The sequence below is a fragment of the Williamsia sp. Y844 genome, assembly GCF_056786475.1.
Genome location: NZ_JBXCJB010000001.1, coordinates 657,546 through 680,916, shown reverse-complemented (window position 1 = coordinate 680,916; position 23,371 = coordinate 657,546). Strand labels below are relative to the sequence as shown.

Genomic DNA, 23,371 nt, shown 5'->3' with positions numbered 1-23,371 from the left:
TTTATGCACTCGGTGCCATTATGGTGAGCCTCACACCAACAACCAGGAGGTAACCCAGATGGCAGCCCAGAATCCTTCCGTGTCGGCCGACACCACCGGCACCGAGAACGATCTCGTCACCGAGTCGCTGGTCGAAGAAGTGTCCATCGACGGCATGTGCGGCGTCTACTGACATGTCAGTTTCGACGAGTCGAGCTCCGGCTTCGCCTTCGTCTGCGCCCATGACTCCGGCTTCGCCTTCGTCCGCGCCCATGACTCCGGCTTCGCCTTCGTCTGCGCCCACGACACCGGTGGTCGCATTCGATATCGACCGGGCGTGGGTCCTGAACTCTTCGGTCGCCCTGCGACCCGAACCGTTCGGCGCGCTGCTGTACCACTTCGGCACTCGTAAGCTGTCGTTTCTGAAGAATCTGACAGTGGTCGAAGTGGTGCAGTCGCTCGGTGACCACGACAATGCCGCTGACGCAATCGCCGCTGCCGGAATCGCCGACAGCGACCGCTCGTTGTATGTCAATGCGCTTGCCGCGCTGGCAACTTCGGGAATGATCGTCCCCAAATCCTGAGTTCTCCCGTGCTGCTCGGCGCCGCAGCCCTCGGTCCCGAGCAGCACGACAGGCGTCAGCCCACGCCCCCCATGTTCACTTGTGAGGAATCCCAATGACTTCCATTTTGGAGCGCCCCGCGGCGCCTCGTCAGCCGGTCGGCCGTCTGGTTGATCAGTTCGAGAAAGGCCTCGACGCACCGATCTGCCTGACGTGGGAGTTGACCTACGCCTGCAACCTGTCGTGTGTGCACTGCCTGTCGTCCTCGGGTAAGCGCGACCCGCGTGAGCTCGACACCGAACAGTGCAAGGCCATCATCGACGAGCTGCAGCGGATGCAGGTCTTCTACGTCAACATCGGTGGCGGCGAGCCGACGGTGCGCTCGGACTTCTGGGAACTTGTCGACTACGCCACTGATCACCAAGTGGGCGTGAAGTTTTCGACCAACGGTCTGAAGATCGACAAGAAGGTGGCGCAGCGTCTGGCCGCCAGCGACTACGTCGACGTGCAGATCTCGCTCGACGGCGCCACCGCCGAGGTCAACGACGCGGTGCGTGGTGCGGGATCGTTCGACATGGCGATCAAGGCCCTCGAGAACCTGCACGAAGCCGGTTTCGCCGATGCCAAGATCAGTGTGGTCGTCACCCGCCAGAATGCAACGCAGCTCGACGAGTTCAAAGCGCTCGCAGACAAGTACGGCGCCACGTTGCGGATCACCCGTCTTCGTCCGTCGGGCCGCGGCGCCGACGTGTGGGATGACCTGCACCCGTTGCCGGAACAGCAGCGCGACCTCTACAACTGGCTGGTCGAACACGGTGATCGGGTTCTGACCGGGGATTCGTTCTTCCACCTGTCTGCCTTCGCCGAGCCCGGACAGGGTGCCCTGCCCGGGCTCAACCTCTGCGGCGCCGGACGTGTTGTCTGCCTGATCGATCCGATCGGCGACGTGTACGCCTGCCCGTTCGCCATCCACGAGAACTTCCTCGCCGGAAACATTCTGTCGGACGGCGGATTCAAGACGATCTGGCAAGAGTCGGATCTGTTTCTCGAACTGCGTGAACCGCAGAACGCCGGAGCGTGCACCAAGTGCCAGCACTTCGACGCCTGCCGTGGTGGTTGCATGGCAGCGAAGTTCTTCACCGGACTTCCGCTGGCCGGCCCCGACCCCGAATGTGTACAGGGCTTCGGTGAATCCCTGCTCGCCGAAGACCGCAAGGTGCCTTCGGCCAACAAGGACCACTCACGCGGCGTGCCGCTGACCCTGATGACCAGGCCGCCCTCACGCGACTGCGACGAAAACCCGCTCGCCGGGTTCCTGCCCGACGATCTCAAAGACGGTGCCGGCCTCGAGCCGGCCGGTCTGACCCCCGCCAAATAACGAAGAACCCCCGGCAGCGTTGCCGGGAGAGCAAAGGATGAAGTAATGGCGAACCCCTGGTTCGAGACGGTGCTCGAAGCCCAGCGTCGGGCGAAGAAGCGGCTCCCCAAATCGGTCTACTCCTCGCTGATCGCGGGCAGTGAGAAGGGCATCACGCTCGCCGACAATGTCGATGCGTTCTCCGAATTGGGATTCGCACCGCACGTCGTCGGCGCGCAGGCGCAGCGCGAGTTGTCGACATCGATCATGGGGCAAGACATTTCGTTGCCCGTCATCATTTCGCCGACCGGTGTACAGGCCGTGGACCCGGAGGGCGAGGTCGCCGTCGCACGTGCAGCGGCGGCGCGTGGCACTGCGATGGGACTGTCGAGTTTTGCCAGCAAGCCCATCGAAGAGGTCACCGCGGTCAATGACAAGATCTTCTTCCAGGCCTACTGGCTCAACTCCCGCGAGGACATCCTCAAGCGCGCAGAGCGGGCCCGCGAGGCCGGGGCCAAGGGCCTGATCGTCACCACCGACTGGTCGTTCTCGATGGGACGCGACTGGGGCAGTCCGGAGATCCCCGAGAAGGTCGACTTCAAGGCGCTGCTCAAGCTCGCGCCGGAGATCGCGATGCGCCCGCGCTACGCGCTGGACTGGTTCAACAAGGGCAAGATCAACATCCCAGACCTGACCGCCCCCAACGTGGTTGACAAGGGTGAGCAGGGTCCGACGTTCTTCGGTGCCTACGGACAGTGGATGCAGACCGCGCCGCCGTCCTGGGAGGATCTGGAATGGCTCCGCAAGGAGTGGGATGGCCCGTTCATGGTCAAGGGCATCACCCGACTCGATGACGCCAAGCGTGCTGTGGACATCGGTGCCACCGCGATCTCGGTGTCGAATCACGGCGGCAACAACCTCGACGGCACCCCGGCCACCATCCGGATGCTCGGGCCGATCGCCGACGCCGTCGGTGGCGACATCCAGGTGCTGCTCGACGGTGGTATCCGCCGCGGCAGCGACGTGGTCAAGGCGCTGGCTCTGGGTGCCGACGCCGTCATGATCGGTCGCGCATACCTGTGGGGCCTGGCGGCAAACGGCCAGACCGGTGTCGAAAACGTTCTCGACATCCTGCGTGGCGGTATCGACTCGGCGCTGATGGGGTTGGGACGCAAGAGCATCCACGACCTCACCCGCGACGACATCATCATCCCGGAAGGCTTCGAGAAGCGGTTCGGCGAGATCACCGGATAGGCATCACGAACAGAACCACCCGTTCCGGACATATCCAGCAGTTGCACGGCACCTGGGTATGACTGCAACGGGTGGTTTTGTCTGTCCGCGGATTACTGGGCAACAAGACTAGAACACGTTACAGTTCGTCTATGGGAGATTTTGACGGCAAGGTCGTCTACATCACGGGCATCGCCCGTGGGCAGGGTCGTAGCCACGCGATTCGGTTCGCGGAGGAAGGGGCCGCGGTCATCGGACTCGACGTCTGCCAAGCGGTCACCGCCACCGGATATCCACCGGCCACCGCGGAGGATCTCGAGGAGACGGTCCGGTTGGTGAAGGCGGCCGGAGGCAGCATCCTGGCGCGGCAGGCCGATACGCGCGATCTTGTTGCCCAGCAACAGCTCGTGGCCGACGGGGTGGCGCAGTTCGGTCGCCTCGACTACGTGATCGCCAATGCCGGCGTCCTCACCTGGGGTGGTGTCACCGAGCTGCGCGAGAGTCAGTTCACCGACGTCATCGACATCAATGTCAACGGCACCTGGAAGACGCTCAAGGCGACCATCCCGGCCATGATCGAGGCCGGCAACGGCGGTTCGATCGTGATCATCTCCTCGGTCGCGGGGATCAAGGCGATGCCGATGCAGGCGTCGTACTCGGCGTCCAAGCACGCACTGGTGGGTTTGGCGCAGACCACGGCAAAAGAGCTGGGACAGCACCGGATTCGCGTCAACACCGTCCACCCCTACGGCGTCGACACCCCGATGTGTCTCGAGGACACCGATGCACTGGCTGTCTTCGAGATGCCGCAGTACAAGGCGCATTTCGAGCCGATCCTGACCGGGATGGCCAAGTCGGTCGACATCACCGATTCGGTGATGTTCCTGTGCTCGAAGAAGGCCAAGTTCATCACCGCGTCCTCGATCGAGGTCGACATGGGTGCCACCAAGGTCTGACCCCTCACAAACGCTCCGGAAATACGAGGACGCTCCACAAATATGTGGAGCGTCCTTGTATATGTGGAGCGTCTGGCTGGTGTCAGTCGAGCCAGAGGGTCGCCGGGTCGGTCGCGGTGCGGGCCGGCGCGGCCGGGGCGTCGGGGACCGACCGGGAAAAGCGCGGGGCCACAGCAGGTTGCGTGACACCGTCGAGTTCGATCAGGGTTTGGCGTGCCACCAGGTGCTTGTTCTCGGTGGCCTCCTCCCAATCGAGAACGGGCGACGCGCAGGCATCCGTGCCATCGAAGATCGCGGTCCACTCGTCGCGCGTCTTGGATTTGAATACTTCGGCGAAACGGATCTTCATCGCGGGCCACTGCGGCATGTCGAGTTGGTGCGGCAGTGTGGTGTCGTCCGTCAGGCCCATGCCTTCGAGGAGCAGGGCGTAGAACTGTGGCTCGATCGCCCCGACGGCGAAGTACTTGCCGTCCGCGGTCTCGTAGACCTCATAGAACGGTGCGCCGGTGTCGAGAAGATTGGAGCCGCGCTGGTCTCCCCAGAAGCCGGTACCGCGCCAGGCCCACATCATTTGGCCGAGCACGGACACACCGTCGACCATTGCGGCGTCGATGGTCTGGCCCTTCCCGGACTTCTCGCGTTCGAGGAGGGCGGCCAGGATGCCCTGCACCAGGAACATCGATCCACCGCCGAAATCGCCGAAGAGGTTCAGTGGGGGAGTGGGAACCTCGTCCGCGCGACCGACCGCGTGCAGCATGCCGGTCAGGGAGATGTAGTTGATGTCGTGGCCCGCCACGTTCGCCAGCGGTCCGTCCTGGCCCCATCCGGTCATGCGGCCGTAGACGATGCGTGGGTTGACCTTCGCGACGTCCTCGGGCCCGAAGCCCAGCCGCTCGGTCACGCCGGGCCGGAAACCCTCGATCACCACATCCGCCTTCGCGATGAGGTTCATGATCGCCTCTTTGTCGACGGGGTCCTTGAGGTTCGCTTCGACGACGGTCCGGTTGCGTAGCAGTTGGTCGGCCACCTCGCCCTGCGCGGGCAACTTGCCCGCGCGCTCGATACGCACGACATCGGCCCCCAGGTCTCCGAGCATCATCGCGGCATGCGGGCCCGGCCCGATCCCCGCGAACTCGATCACCCGTGTCCCGCTCAACGGTCCGTTCTTCGTCATTCGCTGCCCCTCATCGTTGAATGGTCGTGCGCCGCGTCTCGCGGGCGCGATCTTTCGCAACCAGATACGGTCGGTTTCCCAGTAAACCAGGTACCGAGCGATTGCTCGGGCGGTAAACCCTTCAGGCGTCGACCGATACGGTCTAACATGGTCGGAATGACACCGGCGGGCGAGCTCGGACTTCGGAGCTGGACCGAGCTCAACGAGCGATCAACAACCCTTGTCGTCCCATTGGGATCCATCGAACAACATGGACCACACCTGCCCCTCGACACCGACGTGCGGATCGCGGTGGCGGTGGCGGAGGCGGCAGTTCGACCCGGCAGCGTCGACGACCCGGTAAACACCGCTCACGACCTCTTGCTCGCCCCGCCACTGAGCTATGGTGCCGCCGGTGAGCACGAAGGCTTTCCCGGCACGATTTCGATCGGTCAGGAGGTTCTGCATTCGGTGCTTGTCGAGTACGGTCGAAGTGCCTGCCGTTGGTCTTCGCGATTGCTGTTCGTCAACGGGCATGGTGGTAACGGTCGGACCCTGGTATCCGCGGTCACGCAGCTACGTTCGGAAGGACGTGACGTCGCTTGGTTTCCTTGCGCCACGACCGGTGGCGATGCACACGCGGGCCACACCGAAACATCGCTACTGCTTCATATTTCACCGTTGGTCGTGCGGTCCGACGAGATGGTCCGCGGCAACGTGGCCCCGGTGTCGGAGCTGATGGCGTCGATGCGTACCGGGGGTGTCGCGGCGGTGAGTGACAACGGAGTACTCGGGGACCCCCTGGCCGCCTCGGCGGCCGACGGAAGGCGAATGTTGAACGAGATGGCCGCGAAACTGTCCGACGGACTCGAGCGGTGGCAGGCCGATGCGAACGGAATGCTGCAGTGATCTCGGAGCAAGACAACCGCCCCGATGAGTGTGTGGCCCCGGCAGCGGCAGATCCGGCGGCGCAGTTTCCGCCGGTCGGCTTCCAGGTGCAGATCGACTCCCACTGCACGGTGACTTCCGATCGCCGCCATATCGTCGGCGGCTCTCCGGTGCGACTGCTGAACCTGTCCGAGGTCGCCGGAGGCCTGCTCGATGCCGACGGCCGGCTGACCGTGCGCGATCAGCTGACCTCCAGTCTGGCCCGCAAACTCCTCGATGCCGGGGTAGGGCATCCCCGGCCGATGTTCGGACCCACGGATTCCGCTGTCACCGTGGTGATCCCGGTGCGCGACAACCAACCCGGTATCGATCGACTGTTGGCTGTGCTCGACGGCCACAAGGTCGTCGTGGTTGACGACGGTTCGGCCGTTCCGATCACCGCGCCAGGCGCGACCGTGTTGCGCAACGAGAAGAGTCAGGGTCCGGCCGCGGCCCGCAATCGTGGTGCTGCGCAGGCCGATACCGAACTGGTCGCGTTTCTCGACTCGGATGTCGTTCCCGAGCACGACTGGCTGACCAAGCTGCTCGGTCATTTCTCCGATCCGAAGGTGGCGCTGGTGGCGCCGCGAATCGTCGCCCTCGACCCCGGTGGCGGCGCGATGTCGCGCTACGAGGCGCTGTGCTCGTCACTCGACATGGGTTGGCGGGAGGGGCAGATCGCGCCCCGGTCGCGGATCCCCTATGTTCCGAGCGCCGCGATGGTCTTGCGGCGCAGTTGTTTTGACGGTTTCGACGAGTCGATGGAAGTGGCCGAGGACGTCGACCTGTGCTGGCGGCTACATCAACGTGGCTGGTCGCTGCGGTACGACCCGGTGGCCACGGTGGCCCACGATCATCGGCAGCGGCTGTCGAAGAGTCTGGATCGCAAACGATATTACGGAACCGGGGCAGCGCTGCTGTCCGGTCGCCACCCCGGCATGGCCGCACCGCTGGCCTTGACCGTCCCGATGGCGGCAGCGATGGCTGCACTGGTGACCGGTACCGGCTGGGGTGTCCTGGTGGCATTGGTTGTGTTCGGTGTACTGGGCGGGCGTCTTCATCGCAGGGTGTCGTCGATGCCGGATGCGGCCCGGATGGCGGCCAAGCTGACCGCCCAATCGGTGGGATTCGGATTGTTGCAGTCGGCGTCGGCGATGTGCCGGCACTACTGGCCGCTGTCATTCCTGCTTGCACTGGTGTCCAAGCGATTCCGGACACTGCTCCTCGCGGTTGCAGTGGGTGAGGCTGCATACGAGTGGGTGCGGCTGGAATTGGTCAACCCCACCCCCGGCGCCAGGGTCGGCTGGTGGCGGTTCATGGTCCTCAAGCGTCTCGACGACCTCGCCTACGGGACCGGGCTCTGGCAGGGTGCATTGACCGGGCGCAGTATGGAAGCGCTGTACCCGCAGATCGGTAACTCGGCCAACGCCAGGCCGCGTTCACCGGACGTGCCTGCCGCCGCCGGGTGAGTTCGGTTGAGCCGGGGCGATCCCGGTTGACCCCGAACGGTGCGGACGTGATCGTTGTCGGTGCCGGTAGCAGCGGATGTGTGGTGGCCGAACGTCTTTCGCGCGACCCCGAGCGCACGGTGCTGTGGCTGGAGGCCGGTCCCGGAATGCCGGAGGCGGCCTCGTTGAGGCTGGATCGACTGCCGGTGGAGGCCGGTTCGGGGCGCGTGGTCCACTTTCCGAGCCGCCAGGGTTTTGATCTGCCACGAGGACGGGGTCTGGGTGGTTCGTCGGCGGTCAACGGTGGCTACTTCATGCGATGGCACGAATCCGATTTCGCCGGCTGGCCGTGGCAGCGATCCGGGATCTCCGCGACCTATGACCGGCTCGACGGAGGCAGTCCCGGGGGCGGCAGCATGCATGTGTCGGCCTTTGGTGACGACGAGTTGCACGACTATGCGCAAGCATTTGAAAGTCATTGGCATGACGAGGGTTTCGGTGACGTTGTATCGCCGTGGCCGGATGTGGGTGTGGTCCGGGTGCGATCGAACCGCGACGGCGGTCTGCGGTGGACCGCGGCGGAATCGATCGCGCAGCGTATCGAGGGCCGCCCCAATCTGCAGTTGGTCACCGACGCCGAGGTGACGCAATTGCGGCGCTGCGGCGACCGCGTCACCGCGGTCGTGGTCGGGGAGCAGGTCATCGCTGCCGACGAGGTGATCCTGTGCGCGGGAACATTGGGCACCGCTGCGCTCCTGGCCCGGTCCGGGATCCTCGGCACGCAGAACGCCGGCGTCTGGGAGCATCGCGAGATGCTTGTCCGGTTCACACCGGCCGATCCGGCGGTGGGTGTGGCGCGCGCGTTGTTGCAATCGGTGTTGCATACCGACGACGGAATCGAAGTGCGCTGCTACAACGGAGATTTCGCGGACTTCATCACCGGGGTCCCGGCCTCTGGTCCGGCGATGGGGGTTGCCCTGATGCATCCCGAGAACCCCGGATCGATCGAGTGGGACCTGACGAGTGGTCTGGTTGTCGATCTCGGTGAGGTGAGCCGATCCGACGTCGAGAAGCTCGAGGTATGGGCCGAGCGCGTCCGCGAGATGCTCGATGGCCCGCGCTTTGCCGGCCTGGCCGATCGGAGCCGGGGTGGTGCGGTGGCCGACCCGGTGATCCGCACGTCCCAACATGCGTGGGGGACACTTCCGATGGGTGTCGACACCGATTGGCACGGCGCGGTGACCGCGGTCCCCGGATTGCGGGTCCTCGATGCATCGATTCTGCCGACCGCGGGGTCGAGTGGTCCGCATGCAACGGTGATGATGGTGGCCTCGCACATCGCAGACCAGATTGCCTGAGTCCACAGAATATTTGAGATCAGAAGTGGAATCGTGGGTATCGTGAAGCGATGACCTCACTTTCTGATCCCGCGATCCGGGCGTTCCTCGAGGATGGAACGAAGACCGGTCACCTCGGTTTCACCGCATCGGATGGCAGACCGCTGGTGGCCCCGGTCTGGTTCGTGGTCGACGGTGACCGGTTCGCGTTCAACACCGGAGCGGGTACGGCAAAGGGTAAGGCACTTGTCCGCGACGATCGGGTTGTGATGTGCGTCGACCTACAAGAACCGCCCTACGCCTTTGTCCAGGTGCAGGGCATCGCCCATGTCAGCGATGATCTGGCCGACGTACATCGAATCGCAACGGCTTGCGGGGTGCGCTATATGGGCGCCGATCGCGGAAAAGAATTCGGCGACCGCAACGGCGTTCCCGGTGAACTGGTGGTCTGGATCGAGCCGACGAAAGTCATTGCAGCGCTCGATATGACGGCCTAGCCGTCAGGCGCGGGTGGCTGCAGCCCTGCGGAATCCACGGACAGCCGGATAGAAGAAGATCGCAATGACGAGAACTGCCCACAGGATGGTCTTGGTCAAACTTTCGGCCACCGGACCACCGAGGGCGAGCGCACGCATACTGTCGATCGCACACGTCATCGGTTGCTCGCGCACGATCGGCTGTATCCACGCGGGGTAGGCGTACACCGGTGCGAAACCGGAATTGAAGAACATCAGCAGGCTCGAGAACAGTGACATGAGTTGTACCAGTGGCAGGTTGGTCGACGACATCGCGACCGTCAGCATCACTGTCGAAAATGCGGCGCCGAAGAGCAGCGGCACGAGAAAGATCCCCAATGCGGGCAGCAGTCCCTGGTCGAACCGCCACCCGATCAGCATGCCGAACGTGGTCAGAGCGATTGTGGCGACGAGGATCCGGGCCAGTTCTGAGATGAGACGCGCGCTCAGGTCGGCTCCCTTGTGAACCGGCAGGACGTAGAGGCGGGTCAGCAGTCCCGTGCGTTGCTCACGCCGAAGTCTGATGCCGGCGATGAGCGACCCGAACATCGCACCGACAAGGACCACGAGGGGGACGGTGCCGTATGCGCTGTTGATACCTGTGGCAGCCGTGATCGCGTCGCCGAGTACCACTTTGAACATGATCATGCTCAGTGCGGGGAAGACGATGCTCTGGATGAGGACCTTCTTGTCACGGGTCCACACCGTGAGTTGCCGGGACGAGAGGATCGCGGTGTGCAGTAGGTAGGCCCGAAGACCGGTCTCTTGCGCATGGGTGTCGGCGGGGAATGCGGTTGCCAGTGCCACCAACCGCTCGTCGGTCCGATCTCCGGTCGGTGAATACTGCGGCCGGTCGGCATCCTCGAGGGATTCGGATGTCACGACACCGGTCCCGTCGCCATCGCCCGGTCGTGCGCTAACCCAGGGCCCCACCGCATTGCGCAGCGACCCGGTCCCCGGAAAGTTGATCGTCTCATCTTCGTCCCTGTCGACCGCCCGCCTTGTTCGCGCGCGCTCCGGGTCCAGATGGGCCCGCCACCAATGATCCTGTTGATCTGTACTGGCGGCCCGATGCCGTGGGGTCGTCGACTCCGACATCGAATTCTCGGTTGTTGTCATGCGCGTGAGGTCCGGAAGGCTGCCAGTACGATCCCGGCGACTGCGAGTGCGATCAGCCCGGCAGCCCAGCACACCGCTGGGATCACCTGTCCGGTTGTCACCGCACCCTCGTCGAATTGTCGCATCAGAGCGGCGAATTGAGAGACGGGCTGATTGCGGGCGAATGGTTGTATCCATTCCGGGAACTGGGACTCGGGAACGAACCCGGTCGACAACATGCCGAGGATGAGCGTGGGCAGTGTCATCGCTTGGCTCGTTGATTCCGGGTTGCCCGCCAGCGTTCCGATCACGTCGGCCCCGAAGGCGAAGACCACACCGACCACAAAAGCGACCGCAAGGAATCCGAGCAGGTACCACGGCCCGTGGTGTGCCCGCCACCCGATGACCAGCCCCGAGATCATCGCCGACGTCAGGGAGACGACAAGCAGAACGGTGTTCGCGCCGAGCCGTGAGAGCGGCGAGACCATCGGGTTGATGGGCACCGTTCGCAGACGGGTGGTCACACCGATCGTGAGGTCGTTGGCCGAACGCATCGCCGCAGAGGTTGCCACGAAGCTCGTCGACTGCAGACAGATGATGGGCATGAGGAACTGGGCGTAGTCGATGCCCGCGTACAGGCCCATGACCTTGTTGAGGGGCACAAAGAAGCAGAGCGTCAGGAGTATCGGGGCCAGGACGCACAGCGCGAACTCGCCGTGGCGCCACATCGTGGTCAGGAACCTCCGATTCAGCGCGAGCCATTGGCTGATCGGTTGTATATGTGGGCGCGCCGAATCGAGGGTGCCGGGATTGATGACGGTACTCACGGTTTGTCACCCTGCTGAACGTGCGAGTGTTCGGTCAGCGTCAGGAACACGTCGTCGAGAGAGGGTCGGCGTAGACCGATGTCGGTCAACGTGATGTTGGCTTCGTCGGTGCGGCGGACGATTTCGACGAGCGTTGCTGCACCCTGGGGCGCCGGAACGATAAGCGAGCTCCCGGCCGCGTCGGCCCGGATCGCATCATCTGCCACGAGGCCGGTGAGCAACTCGCGGATGCGCGGTAGATCGGCGGGCAGCTCCGGGAGGATCTCGCAGAATGTTCCGGCGACCTGTTCCTTCAGTTCGGCGGCTGTACCCTCGGCGATCACTTTGCCTTTGTCGATGACAATGATGTTGTCGCTCAGCAGATCTGCTTCCTCGAGATACTGGGTGGTCAGAACGGTGGTGATGCCTTGTTCTCGCAGGGCATTGACGATCTTCCAGACCTCCTGTCGGCTCCGGGGGTCGAGCCCGGTGGTCGGCTCATCGAGGAACACCACCTCCGGTCGAACCACCAGGCCGCAGGCGATATCGATTCGGCGGCGCATTCCACCGGAGAACTTACCGACGCGCCGGGAGCCGGCGACCTCCAAGTCGAATGCGACCAGCAATTCGTCGGCCCGCCGGGTCGCAGCCTTTTTGGGTAGGCCCATCAGCCTGCCGAACAGGACGAGATTCTCACGGCCGGACAAGGATTCGTCCAAGGCTGCGAACTGACCGGTCAGCATGATCGATTTGCGAACGGCTGCACGGTCTTTGGCGATGTCGTGGCCGGCAACGAACGCTTGACCGTCGTCGGGACGCAAGAGTGTGCACAACATGTTGACCATGGTGGTCTTGCCCGCGCCATTCGGGCCGAGGAGCCCGAGGACCTGACCGCGCGCGACCCGAAAACTGATGCCGTCGACAGCCGTGAAGTCGCCGAACCGTTTGACCAGTCCGTCGACCACGACCGCATCGTCGTCGGCAAGGGTTGGTGCCGGTGCCGGTGCCGGTGTTGGTGCCGGTGTTGGTGCTTCTGACCGGTCACCAGATCCGCTGTCCGTACCGGTGTGATCGACAGGGTGCCCGATTCCGCCGTCCTGCGAGTGAGGGGCCTGTGTTTCACCGACCTGGGTTTCACCGACCTGTGTGCCCTCGGTCGGTGTCGGTGGACCCGGATGCGATTCCGGCGCCCGATGACGCGCGCCTGTCACGTTGGTCTGTGGGCCGACTTCCGAGTCGGCCGTATCAGGTTGCGCCTGCACCTGCATTGTCCAGTCCGTTCTAGTTTGCGTCGCACGAGCTGTCGGGGCTTCTTCGTCGCCGACAGTCATCGCCAGGTCGGTTCTGCCATGCTTGCGGCCCACCCTCTTTGATTCCACAAATACCATGCCGGTCAGCTGTCCTATTCATCGTGCCGGAGGTGTCGCCGTTACAACTAATGCTTAGCAGAGCTTTTAATTGCTTTAGGTAAGTTTTATCTTGCGCCCGCAGTGTCTTCTATGCAAAAAATAGGGCGCCCAGGGTGGCGAAAAGAACGAAATCGCTCACGCCGCCACCGAATCGGTGCGCGTCCGATGGCCTAAGATTTCGCCCACGCGGCGACGCGGCGGACGGGACTTGATCGTAGTGGAAAGAAGCAAAGAAATACCCAGGCGTGGTGATTTATTTCCACGTCCACATACGGTCACCAAGGTTAGTGCAGGAATTTCGGGTGGTGCCGGATTCGGAGGATTCGTTCGAAATGTCCGCTTCAAGCCACTGTCCGGATTCGGGTCGGGGTGGCAAGCGTCGGGGGGTCCGCGCACGTACTGACCGCGTGAAAGTCCTACTCGCATGGCGGCGTTGAGGGACTGAGATTTTCGGGTACCCGGCTACTCGTGTTCGCGGCGACCTGCGGCGATACCGTTACTGTATTCGCCGCCGACTGCCCAAAGATACGAGCACCAACTCGAAACCGGGCACGGCTGCGAACGTCTGGCACGGCGGATTCGGCGAGTTCGTGATCGGTCGTGATATCCACCGGATCGATGGGCAAATCAGTCGATTGACTGACTGTTGCCCCGCAGGGGACGGAGGTTGGGCGATGAGATCTCGCGAGTGTCGTAACCATTTCGGGCTCCGGTCCGATAAGGGCATTATGAAGCTGTTCGGTCATGTCGCCGAATAGGTGTGTAACGCCTGGGGGAGCCGGGGAGATATTGCAAGAAGCATTCTTTGGTGATCCGGAGAATGAATTGTCGTCCCTTCAACCTAACGCGCCTGCAACCGGCCAGATGGGCCAGTGGGTTTGGATACCATTTCATTCTCGTGAGTTTTGTCGGAAAAGATCGGGGGAGTGTTCTGCGATGACGTCATGGACATCTGGTCCGGGATCGGAGCAGCGGTGGGTGTGACTGATGCAGTTACGGGTTCACAGCGCGATCTTCGCGACAGTGCGTTTCCAATTTCTGCAGCGCAACGCGGAATATGGTTCGCCCAGCACGCTCTGGGGGACACCCCTATCAACATTGCGCTTTTTGTTGATCTGTCAGGTCCGGTCGATCTGGGACTGCTGACGGAGGCAACCCGCGCCGTTGCTCACGAGACAGCTTCGGGATATCTCAAACTCATCGAAACCGATGGCCTTCCGATGCAGGTGGTGGACCGCCGCTTCGACGACACGATCGAATTCGTGGACTTCGTCGGAGAGCCCGATCCCCGCGCGGCGGCCATGGCATGGATGCGTGCCGACTATGGTCGTCCGGTCGCTCTGTTCACCGACCGCCTCGCAGTCTCCGCGCTCTTGAAGATCGGCACCGACAGGTTCTTCTGGTACATGCGCAGTCACCACATCGCCGCGGATGGATTCTCCGCGATGACCGGTTTACGCCAGGTCGCCGACGTATACAGCGCAATGGCGGAGGGGCGGAACCCGTCACCGGGCAAGGCGCCCGATCTTCCGCAGATCGTTGCCAATGAGCAGAAATATCGGGAATCGACGCGGTTCGCAATGGATCGTGAGTACTGGTCGGAGCGCACGGCCGGGCTCTCGGCCGCGCTATCGCTCAGTCCGAAGGTCGCCGCCCCCGGCGCCTATTCGCTCGTGGCGTCCACGGAATTGGACACCGAGACCGCGCAGCTGCTCTCGCGCTCGGCCGAGTCGGTGGGCGGTGCGGCACCAGTGGTCGTCGCAGCGTTCGCCGGGTACCTGTCCCGGATGTGCGGAGCGGACGACGTCGTCCTCAGTCTCCCGGTCTCGGCCCGCCACACCGCGGCGCTACGGCGTTGCGGCGGTATGGTTTCCAACATTGTCCCGCTCCGCCTCGGGGTGGCGCTCGATCGTTCGGTCGGCGAGTTGCGAAAGGCGGCACAGACCGAGCTGACCGGCGCGCTGCGTCACCAGCTGTATCGGCACGAGGACATGCGTCGGGACATCGGTATCGCCGGTGAACACGGACGTTTCGGCCCGGCGGTCAACATCATGATGTTCTCGCCGACTGTGGAGCTGGGAACGGCGACCGGTACCACTCAGGTACTCAGTACCGGCCCGGTTCTGGATCTGTCGCTGAACATCTATACGGGCGAATCGGATAATCTGCGAATCGATTTCGAGGCGAACCCGAATCTCTACGACGCTGATGAACTGGCCGATCACCACAGGCGTTTCCTGGCTTTCCTGCACAGGTACCTCGAAGCGGGGGACGATGCCGCGGTCAGCGATCTCGAGCTGCTCGACGAGGCCGAGACCGGGCGGATCCTGGAGTCCGGCACAGGCGTACCCGTCGTGGTCGATCCGAGTCCGCTGAGACTGTGGAATCAGCAGGTCTGCGCCGGACCGGACCGAGTCGCCGTGGTTGGTGCCGGAGCCGGCCTGTCGCGCGCCGAGCTCGATGAACGTGCGAACAGGCTCGCCAACGAATTGATCTCGCGTGGAATCGGGCCCGACGATGTCGTCGGCCTGATCTTGCCGCGTGGTACGGACTGGGTCGTGTCGATGTTGGCCGCGTGGAAAGCCGGCGCCGCCTACGCACCCATCGACCCCGATGTCCCGCGCAACCGGGTCTCGGCGATTCTCGACGATTGCGACAGCAGGGTTGTGGTCACCACCGCGTCGTGGAAGGACGCGGCAGCACCTGCCGCCGCGAACAGCCACATCATCGTGCTGGACGACCCGCAGTGTGCTGCGAGCATCGCCCGGCGTGACCCCGCAACGCCATCGGACCGGTGGGCGGAGGCCGGCGCCGGCGCGCGCCTGGCGTACGTCATCTCGACGTCGGGCTCCACCGGGCGCCCCAAGCCGGTACTGGTGCCGATGACCGGGGTTGCCAACACGCTCGGCTGGTACCGGCGGACGATGTCACTCGGTGACGGCGACGGTGTGCTGGTTGCCTCGTCGCCGACCTTCGACCTCACCCAGAAGAACATCTGGGCGGCGCTGGCAGACGGCGCGACGATCAGTCTGGCGAATGACGGATTCGATCCGGACGACATCTCGGCCCGTATCGGTGGTGGTGCCGATGACGTGTTGAACATGGCGCCGAGCGCGTTCGCTGTTCTCTCCGAACACGATCCGTCGAGGATGACCACGTCGGTGAGGTCGCTGGTACTCGGTGGCGAGCCGGTGAGACCGGACCAGGTGCGTGAGCATCTGGCAGCAGGCACGGCGATCTATAACAGCTACGGACCGACGGAATTCTCGGATGTGGTCTCGTTCCACCAGATGGACTCCGCACCGGATGCCTATGCCGCCAGAGCGGTGCCGATCGGTGGTCCCATCGACAACATCTCGCTCTATGTGCTGGATTCACGACTGCGCCCGGTACCGCAAGGGGTGGCAGGCGAGCTCTACCTCGCCGGTGTCGGCGTGGGACGGGGATACGCGAATCGATTCGGGGCGACGGCCGCGAGCTTCGTCGCCAACCCCTACGGATCCGGCGAGCGCATGTATCGAACCGGCGATGTTGTCAGCTGGGATCGGCAGGGCGAGCTGCGGTATCTCGGTCGTGCCGACCACCAGGTCAAGATCCGCGGTTTGCGGATCGAGCTTGGCGACATCGAGTCCGCATTGCTTTCACACCACGATGTGGCGCAAGCGGTGGTGACCATCGACACGAGTGGCCCGAGCACCCGATTGATCGGTTACGTGGTGGCCGCCGAGGGCACCGACCCCGATCGGTGGGCGGTGATCGAATACCTGGCCGAGACCCTGCCCAGCTACATGGTTCCGGCAGCGGTGGTGGTGCTCGATGTGATGCCGCTCAGCGGCAATGGGAAAGTCGATCGAAAGGCATTGCCGGAGCCCGACTTCGGTGTCCGCTCGACCACCTTCGTTGCCCCGTCCACGCAGCTCGAAGAGACCATCGCAGGCGTTTTCGGTGAGGTGCTCGGGTTGGCGCGAGTCAGTACGGCTGACAGCTTCTTTGTCCTCGGTGGCGACAGCATCATGTCGATCCAGCTGGTCTCTCAAGCGCGGGAGGCCGGCATCGCCCTCACCACCCGTGACGTCTTCGATTGCAAAACTGTTGCCGGACTGGCAGATCTGATCGCCCAGCGAGCAGCGACGGACTATGTGGTGGAGGTGCTCGAAGAACTACCGGGCGGTGGCGGCGGCGATTTGCCGCTGCTTCCCATCGGACACTGGATGATCGAGCAGCAGCACTGGACGCGCCTGTCTCAGGCGACGGCGATCAGATTGCCCGAAGACCTGCGCACCGAAAGCCTGGAACCGGCGTTGCAGGCGATCATCGATCATCATGATGCACTTCGTTCGCGCCTGATCGAGGTCGATGATCAATGGCGGATGCACGTCCGCGAGCGAGGCGCAGTTGATGCACGCGATGTACTGAGCGCCGTCGTAGATGACCACACCACCTCCGGCGTTCTCATCGCAGCCGAGCTCGAACTGGCCGCTAAGCGGCTGGATCCGGGTCGGGGAGTGATGTTCCAGGCAGTACATCTGCCGGACTCGAGTGGTACCGGCGGTCTGCTGCTCCTCGTTGCACATCACCTTGTGGTGGATGGCGTTTCGTGGCGGGTGCTGCTGCCAGATCTGGCGATTGCCTGGTCGCAATGTGCTGCCGGGCTTCCGGTTTCGCTCGAACCGGTGGGGACATCGCTGCGCAGATGGTCGCACGCGACCACAGAGATCGCGGCGGCCGCAAGCCGTCGAGACGAAATGCCACTGTGGCTTCGAACAGTCCACTCGCCGCAGGAGCCGTTGGGATCGCGGCCGCTGAACTCCGACGTCGACAAAGCGGCGACAGCGGCGACAGTCAAGGTGACGGTTCCCGCGGATGTCACCGGAGCGATGCTCACCCGCCTGCCCGCTGCGTTCCGAGGTGGTGTCAACGACGGATTGCTGACGGCGTTGCTGCTCGCGGTCAGCCGCTGGCGACAGTTGGGCGGCGACGATTCGGACTCGGTCCTGGTCGCTCTCGAGGGACACGGTCGCGACGACGACATAGTCGCAGGCGCCGACCTCTCGCGCACGGTCGGCTGGTTCACCAGCTTGTTCCCTGTTCAGCTGACCTTGCCCTCGGCCACCGACCTCGACGACGCACTGCGCGGCGGCCCCGATGCTGCTCGTGCGATCAAGGCGGTGAAAGAACAACTACTCGAGATCCCGGATGGCGGTGTCGGTTACGGTATCTTGCGCTACCTCGATGCCGATGGGCGCCAACAGTTGTCGGGTGGCGCCGAGCCACACCTGATCTTCAACTACCTCGGCCGCCGAACGGTCGGCGGCACCGGAACGGACTCTGGTGCCGTGGCCTGGATGCCGGAGGAAAGCGTGGGGATCTGCGGGTTCATGGCGACCGTGGATCCGGACGCGCCATTGACGGCTCCGCTGGAGATCAACGCCGGTGTGGAGGGTGATGGAGCCGCCGCACGACTGGTGGCTTCGCTCACCTATGCCACCGGAGTCCTGTCCGAATCAGATGCACTGGAGATCGGCGCGCTGTGGGTCGAGGCGATGACCGCGCTATCGCACCACGCAGGCGATACCGGAAGTGGTGGACTCACGCCGTCCGACCTGCCGCTGGTCGAGTTGGACCAACGCCAGATCGGCGCCCTGGAGGACCACTACCCGGGATTGACCGATGTCTGGCCGCTGTCGCCGCTACAGCAGGGGATGTACTTCCACTCCCTGTTGGCAGACGGCGGCGACGTGTACACGGCACAGATGGTGCTCGAACTCGAGGGCATCGTCGATCCGGATCGGATGCGGGCCGCCGGTGAGGGCCTGCTGGCGCGACATGACGTGTTGCGTACGGCGATCACCCAGGATGCCGGCACCGGAGAGGTCATCCAATTGGTGCGCCGCGAGGTCGAATTGCCTTGGCGCTTCACTGATCTCAGTACCCTCGCTCCGGCGGATCGTGCCGCAGCACGCGAGGGGTTGCTCGATACCGAACGCGCCGAGAGGTTCGATCTCGCGTCCGCTCCTCTGACCCGGATGCACCTGATCCGGCAAGACGAGGGCCACTGGGTCCTGGCGATCACCAATCATCACGTGATTGCCGACGGGTGGTCGACACCCCTGCTGATCCGCGATCTGCTCACGATGTACGCGATCGGTTCGGCGGATGCGCTGCCACGAGTCCGCTCCTACGGCGATTTCCTCGGCTGGTTGCAGACGCGCGACAAGGAAGAGGCCACGCACCGATGGGCGGAGGCGCTGCAGGGCTCCGAACCGACGATGCTCGTCGAGCGCTTCGAACCGGACGGCTCCGACGTGCCGATCGACATGACCCGAACGCTGGACCCCGAATTGGACGGGGCGCTGCGCTCGATGACGCGGGCGCTCGACATCACCGCCAACACGGTTCTGCAGGCGGCCTGGGCAATGGTGCTGGCGTCGAAGACCGGTCGGTCGGATGTGGTGTTCGGGTCGACCGTGTCCGGCAGGCCCGCGGAGCTGAGCGGGGTCGAGACGATGGTCGGCCTGTTCATCAACACCGTGCCGGTCAGGGTCCGGCTGGAACCAGACGAGTCCGTAGCGGCCTTCCTGACCAGGCTGCAGCGCGAGCAGACCGAAATGCTGGACCACCAGCACCTTGCCCTCAACGAGGTCATGGCCACTTCGGGCGGCGGAAACCTGTTCGATTCACTGCTGGTGCTCGAGTCGTATCCGATCGACAAGCAGGGGTTGTCCGAGGACACCGACATCGCGGGCATGCAGCTGCGGGGCGTGGGCGTGCGGGACGGTTCGCACTACCCACTCTCGGTGGTGGGCATGCCGGGCGAGCGGCTCGAGATCAAGTTCAAGTATCTGTCGTCCGGGCTGGATGCCGCGGTCGTTGCGGACCTCGCCGACCGGATGCTGTCGGTGATCAAGGGGTTCACCGAGGACCACGAGCGCCGGATCGCGCAGCTCCCGGTGATCGGCGAAGCGGAACGGCGGCTTCTGATGCCGGTGCGCGGAAGTGCTGCTGAACCGGTCACGACCTTGCCGGACCTACTCAGGACCGCGGCCCGGAACGCCCCGGATGCCATTGCCCTCGTGGCTGCCGACCGGATCGTCAGCTACCGAGAGCTCGATCAGCTGTCCAGTTCGCTGGCGCGGGTGTTGCGCAGCGAAGGAGTCAAACCCGACGACTTCGTCGCAGTCGCCATAGGCCGATCGGTGCAATCGCAGGTCGCCCAGTGGGCGGTCGCCAAGGCGGGCGCGGCCTTCGTACCCGTCGATCCGGGCTACCCGGCCGATCGCGTGGCACACATGATCACCGACTCCGGCGCGACGATCGGGCTGACGACCTCCGCCCATGTCGCAGCGCTTCCGGAGAATGTGACGTGGCTGGAACTCGACCGCCCGGCACTCCGCGAGCGGTGTGCGATGCCCCGCACGTCCCAGATCGGGCCGATCAGCCGTCGACCGGTTCTGCCGCATCAGGCGGCCTACATGATCTACACCTCGGGCTCGACCGGTGTGCCCAAGGGCGTGGTGGTGACGCATGCCGGTCTGACGAATCTCGTCAATGACCAACGCGTGCGTTACGGGCTGACCGCGCGATCACGCACCCTGCACTTCTCGTCTCCGAGTTTCGACGCCTCGATTCTGGAATTGTTCCTCGCGACCGCGGCATCGTCGACGATGGTGATCGCCGACCAGACCGTCTACGGCGGTGAAGAACTGCATCAGCTCCTGGCCGGTGAGGAGATCACGCACGCCTTTGTCACACCTGCCGCCCTGGCCACGGTTGATCCCGAAGGTTTGCCACAGCTGCGCACGGTGATCGTCGGCGGCGACGCATGCGGCGCCGATCTGGTGGCCCGGTGGGGCGTGGGACGGGCAATGTTCAACGCATACGGACCCACCGAGGCAACAGTGGCCACCAATGTCAGCGAGCAGCTGACGGTGGACGATTCGCCGGTCACCGTCGGCGGTCCGATCGGGGGTGTCGCCGAGGTGGTGCTCGACAGCTGGCTGCGGCCGGTACCGGTGGGCGCCGAAGGCGAATTGTACGTAGCCGGTGCGGGTTTGGCGCGTGGATACCACGGTAAACCCGGTCTGACCGCGGGACGGTTCGTCGCCGATCCGAACAACCCCGGTGGCCGGATGTACCGCACCGGTGATGTGGTGCGGTGGGTTGATCGTGCCGGCGCCGGAGAAGCTCCGCGCCTGCAGATCGAATACGTCGGACGCAGCGATTTTCAGGTCAAGGTGCGTGGATTTCGCATCGAGCTCGGCGAGGTCGACGTGGCGCTGGCAGCCCACGAATCAGTCGACTTCGCGACCACGGTCGGGCGCCGCGGCCCGTCGGGGACCACGGCCCTTGTCTCGTACATCGTTCTCGTTCCGGGGGCCTGCGTGACCGCCGGTGAACTGACAACATTTGTCGCACAGACACTTCCGGCTCACATGGTGCCGTCGAGCATCATGGTGCTCGACACGGTCCCACTGACCGTCAACGGCAAGGTGGATCGCGCGGCATTGCCCGAACCCGACTTCGGCGATTCCGCGGAGGCGATATACGTCGCCCCGACCACACCGGAGGAGATCGCGATCGCCGGGGTGTTCGCCGACGTCCTGTCGATCGAGCGGGTGTCCGCAGTCGAGTCTTTCTTCCGTCTCGGCGGCGATTCCTTGTCGGCGACGCGCGCGGTCGCCCGTGTCACCGCGGCCACCGGTCGGCAGCTCGGGGTACGCGACCTCTTCGAGGCGCCGTCACCCGCAGCGCTCGCCGCCCGTCTCGCAGCGGCGCCGGATGTTGGTTCCCGTCCGGAGCTGACAGCGATGCCGCGTCCCGAGTTCTTGCCGTTGTCACTTGCGCAACAACGTATCTGGCTCATCAACCGCCTCGATAAGAGTTCGCCTGCATACAACATCGCCGGCGCGCTGAGGTTGCAGGGGCAACTGGATGTCGAAGCGCTGGAACACGCGGCCCGCGATGTGATCGGCCGTCACGAATCGTTGCGCACCCACTACCCGGAGCGTGATGGGGTACCGGGCCAGGTTGTCCTGGCGCCGTCGGAGTTCGTGGTCTCCCTCGATCCGGTCCCGGTCGACGTCGAACGTCTCGATGACGAGCTCATCGTCTTTGCTGCACAGGGATTCGATGTGACGGCCGCACCCCCACTGCGGATGCGACTTCTCCGGGTGTCCGATGATCATCACGTGCTGGCGGTTGTGGCACATCACATCAGTGCCGACGGTGAGTCGATGGGTCCACTCGCACGGGACCTGATGGTCGCGTATGTCGCTCGCTCGCGCGGCGAGGCGCCGGCCTGGCAACCGCTCGCGGTGCAGTACGCCGACTACACGCTGTGGAAGCGGGATCTGCTCGGTGACGCCGACAATCCGGCCACGGTGGCCGGACGCGAGCTGTCGTACTGGGAACGCGCGTTGCACGGCATGCCCGAACTCCTCGAACTGCCCGCCGACCGTCCGCGTCCGCCGCAACAGTCGATGCGCGGCGCGCGGGTGGACTTCGAGATCGGCGAACAGTTGGTCTCCAGGCTCAATCACATTGCGGCCGGTCATGGAGCCACACTGTTCATGGTCATGCACGCCGCGTTCTCCGCCCTGTTGTCGCGATTGAGCGGACGCGATGACATCGCCATCGCAACGCCGGTCGCGGGGCGTGGTGAAGAGGCTCTCGACGATCTCATCGGAATGTTCGTCAACACCGTGGTCCTGCGGGTCGACGTCGATCCCGGCGCGGAGTTCATCGATCTGCTGCACGGTGCCCAGAAGACCGACCTCGAGGCCTACGCCCACGCCGACGTGCCGTTCGACTCGGTGGTCGACCAACTCAAACCGGTTCGCAGTGAGGCCTTCTCGCCGCTTGCGCAGGTCATGCTCGCGATGGAGAATCCAGCCGTGTCGGGGCTGCTGCTGCCCGGACTGACCGTCGGTGAATACGACTGGGGAGTCGTGCCCGCGAAAATGGACCTGAAGTTGACCTTCGCGGACAACCGTGAGGACGGCAGTGTTGTCGGTCCGCTGAACGCGTCGTTCGTGTACGCGACCGACTTGTTCGATCGGAGCACGATCGCGCGATTCGCAGACCAATTGATCCGGATTCTCGACGCGGTCGCCACCGATCCGCGTGCCGTGGTGGGAGACATCGACATCTGGTCTGCCGCAGCGCAACCCGAGAGTTTGCGTGATTCGTTGGTGGAGCCGACGACGGTGGCCGACCTGCCGGGGATGGTGGCGCTGGTCGCCGGCGAGGATCCTGACCGGCCTGCCTTGCGATCAGGGGCGACCGAGGTGACGTTCCGGGATCTGCATGACCGGCTGTCGATCCTGCAGGAATCGCTGGCCCCCAGCGGAATCGGCATCGATGCAGTGGTGATGACGGCGTTGTCCGGACTGGCGCCGGATCTGCTCCTACCAGGCACCGGACCCAATCTCGAGGAGATCGTGGACACCCTCGTTGCAGACGTCTCGCTGGCAGCGCAGACGGTGGCAAGGATGTCGTCGAACCCTGCCCGAATCGCCTGACCGATCACATACAAAAACAGGGCAATGCGCATCCGAGACCGCAATCATCGAGTTCCACCAGGAGGACAAA

Annotated in this window: 14 protein-coding genes; 10 read left to right on the top strand and 4 right to left on the bottom strand. The window is 64.2% G+C overall.

Annotation, left to right across the window (positions count from 1 at the left end):
• Window positions 1-58 precede the first annotated feature (58 nt).
• The 5 genes from mftA to AC1TQG_RS02990 all read left to right on the top strand — a co-directional run bounded on the left by mftA (window position 59) and on the right by AC1TQG_RS02990 (window position 4,088).
• Window positions 59-172 carry a mycofactocin precursor MftA gene (gene mftA, locus AC1TQG_RS03010; protein WP_482135454.1) on the top strand — a complete coding sequence of 38 codons (114 nt, stop codon included), beginning with the start codon at window positions 59-61 and terminating at the stop codon, window positions 170-172.
• A 79-nt stretch (window positions 173-251) separates the two neighbouring features.
• Window positions 252-563: a mycofactocin biosynthesis chaperone MftB gene (gene mftB / locus AC1TQG_RS03005; RefSeq protein ID WP_482135453.1), complete on the top strand. Its 312-nt coding sequence runs from the start codon at window positions 252-254 to the stop codon at window positions 561-563.
• A 94-nt stretch (window positions 564-657) separates the two neighbouring features.
• Complete coding sequence (gene mftC / locus AC1TQG_RS03000) at window positions 658-1,920, top strand: mycofactocin radical SAM maturase (RefSeq protein ID WP_482135452.1); 1,263 nt, start codon at window positions 658-660, stop codon at window positions 1,918-1,920.
• 45 nt (window positions 1,921-1,965) lie between these two features.
• The gene (gene mftD / locus AC1TQG_RS02995) at window positions 1,966-3,153 is read left to right on the top strand and encodes a pre-mycofactocin synthase MftD (protein WP_482135451.1); all 1,188 of its coding nucleotides are present in this window, start codon (window positions 1,966-1,968) and stop codon (window positions 3,151-3,153) included.
• Between the two features lie 131 nt (window positions 3,154-3,284).
• A complete protein-coding gene (locus AC1TQG_RS02990) occupies window positions 3,285-4,088 on the top strand; it encodes a mycofactocin-coupled SDR family oxidoreductase (RefSeq protein ID WP_482135450.1) in 804 nt (267 codons plus the stop codon).
• An 82-nt stretch (window positions 4,089-4,170) separates the two neighbouring features.
• Here AC1TQG_RS02990 and AC1TQG_RS02985 read toward each other — a convergent pair whose 3' ends face one another.
• Window positions 4,171-5,262 carry a CaiB/BaiF CoA transferase family protein gene (locus AC1TQG_RS02985; RefSeq protein WP_482135449.1) on the bottom strand — a complete coding sequence of 364 codons (1,092 nt, stop codon included), beginning with the start codon at window positions 5,260-5,262 and terminating at the stop codon, window positions 4,171-4,173.
• Between the two features lie 156 nt (window positions 5,263-5,418).
• Between AC1TQG_RS02985 and mftE the strand changes: the two genes are divergently transcribed.
• From mftE to AC1TQG_RS02965, 4 genes are read left to right on the top strand one after another with little or no spacing between them, the layout of a single operon-like run.
• Window positions 5,419-6,150, top strand: a complete 732-nt coding sequence (gene mftE / locus AC1TQG_RS02980) for a mycofactocin biosynthesis peptidyl-dipeptidase MftE (protein ID WP_482135448.1) — start codon at window positions 5,419-5,421, stop codon at window positions 6,148-6,150.
• Window positions 6,147-7,637, top strand: coding sequence for a mycofactocin biosynthesis glycosyltransferase MftF (gene mftF, locus AC1TQG_RS02975; RefSeq protein WP_482135447.1), 1,491 nt, complete (start codon window positions 6,147-6,149; stop codon window positions 7,635-7,637). Before mftE ends, mftF begins: the two co-directional genes overlap by 4 nt.
• Window positions 7,634-8,974 (top strand): mycofactocin system GMC family oxidoreductase MftG, encoded by a 1,341-nt coding sequence (gene mftG, locus AC1TQG_RS02970; protein ID WP_482135446.1) that lies wholly within the window; start codon window positions 7,634-7,636, stop codon window positions 8,972-8,974. The genes mftF and mftG overlap by 4 nt, the downstream gene beginning before the upstream one ends.
• Before the next feature lie 50 nt (window positions 8,975-9,024).
• Window positions 9,025-9,450 (top strand): PPOX class F420-dependent oxidoreductase, encoded by a 426-nt coding sequence (locus AC1TQG_RS02965; protein WP_482135445.1) that lies wholly within the window; start codon window positions 9,025-9,027, stop codon window positions 9,448-9,450.
• A gap of 3 nt (window positions 9,451-9,453) precedes the next feature.
• Here AC1TQG_RS02965 and AC1TQG_RS02960 read toward each other — a convergent pair whose 3' ends face one another.
• Genes AC1TQG_RS02960 through AC1TQG_RS02950 form a run of 3 tightly spaced genes read right to left on the bottom strand, consistent with a single transcriptional unit; the run spans window position 9,454 to window position 12,337 of the window.
• Window positions 9,454-10,587, bottom strand: coding sequence for an ABC transporter permease (locus tag AC1TQG_RS02960; RefSeq protein ID WP_482135444.1), 1,134 nt, complete (start codon window positions 10,585-10,587; stop codon window positions 9,454-9,456).
• Complete coding sequence (locus AC1TQG_RS02955) at window positions 10,584-11,393, bottom strand: ABC transporter permease (RefSeq protein ID WP_482135443.1); 810 nt, start codon at window positions 11,391-11,393, stop codon at window positions 10,584-10,586. The genes AC1TQG_RS02960 and AC1TQG_RS02955 overlap by 4 nt, the downstream gene beginning before the upstream one ends.
• Window positions 11,390-12,337 (bottom strand): ATP-binding cassette domain-containing protein, encoded by a 948-nt coding sequence (locus AC1TQG_RS02950; RefSeq protein ID WP_482137241.1) that lies wholly within the window; start codon window positions 12,335-12,337, stop codon window positions 11,390-11,392. Before AC1TQG_RS02950 ends, AC1TQG_RS02955 begins: the two co-directional genes overlap by 4 nt.
• Before the next feature lie 1,388 nt (window positions 12,338-13,725).
• Between AC1TQG_RS02950 and AC1TQG_RS02945 the strand changes: the two genes are divergently transcribed.
• Window positions 13,726-23,301 carry an amino acid adenylation domain-containing protein gene (locus AC1TQG_RS02945; protein ID WP_482135442.1) on the top strand — a complete coding sequence of 3,192 codons (9,576 nt, stop codon included), beginning with the start codon at window positions 13,726-13,728 and terminating at the stop codon, window positions 23,299-23,301.
• Window positions 23,302-23,371: the final 70 nt, after the last annotated feature.

Excerpts from the sequence above, each read along its gene's own strand:
- mftA (WP_482135454.1), top strand. The coding sequence starts at position 59 with ATGGCAGCCCAGAATCCTTCCGTGTCGGCCGACACCACCGGCACCGAG.
- mftB (WP_482135453.1), top strand. The coding sequence starts at position 252 with ATGACTCCGGCTTCGCCTTCGTCTGCGCCCACGACACCGGTGGTCGCA.
- mftC (WP_482135452.1), top strand. The coding sequence starts at position 658 with ATGACTTCCATTTTGGAGCGCCCCGCGGCGCCTCGTCAGCCGGTCGGC.
- mftD (WP_482135451.1), top strand. The coding sequence starts at position 1,966 with ATGGCGAACCCCTGGTTCGAGACGGTGCTCGAAGCCCAGCGTCGGGCG.
- AC1TQG_RS02990 (WP_482135450.1), top strand. The coding sequence starts at position 3,285 with ATGGGAGATTTTGACGGCAAGGTCGTCTACATCACGGGCATCGCCCGT.
- AC1TQG_RS02985 (WP_482135449.1), bottom strand. The coding sequence starts at position 5,262 with ATGACGAAGAACGGACCGTTGAGCGGGACACGGGTGATCGAGTTCGCG.
- mftE (WP_482135448.1), top strand. The coding sequence starts at position 5,419 with ATGACACCGGCGGGCGAGCTCGGACTTCGGAGCTGGACCGAGCTCAAC.
- AC1TQG_RS02965 (WP_482135445.1), top strand. The coding sequence starts at position 9,025 with ATGACCTCACTTTCTGATCCCGCGATCCGGGCGTTCCTCGAGGATGGA.
- AC1TQG_RS02960 (WP_482135444.1), bottom strand. The coding sequence starts at position 10,587 with ATGACAACAACCGAGAATTCGATGTCGGAGTCGACGACCCCACGGCAT.
- AC1TQG_RS02945 (WP_482135442.1), top strand. The coding sequence starts at position 13,726 with ATGGACATCTGGTCCGGGATCGGAGCAGCGGTGGGTGTGACTGATGCA.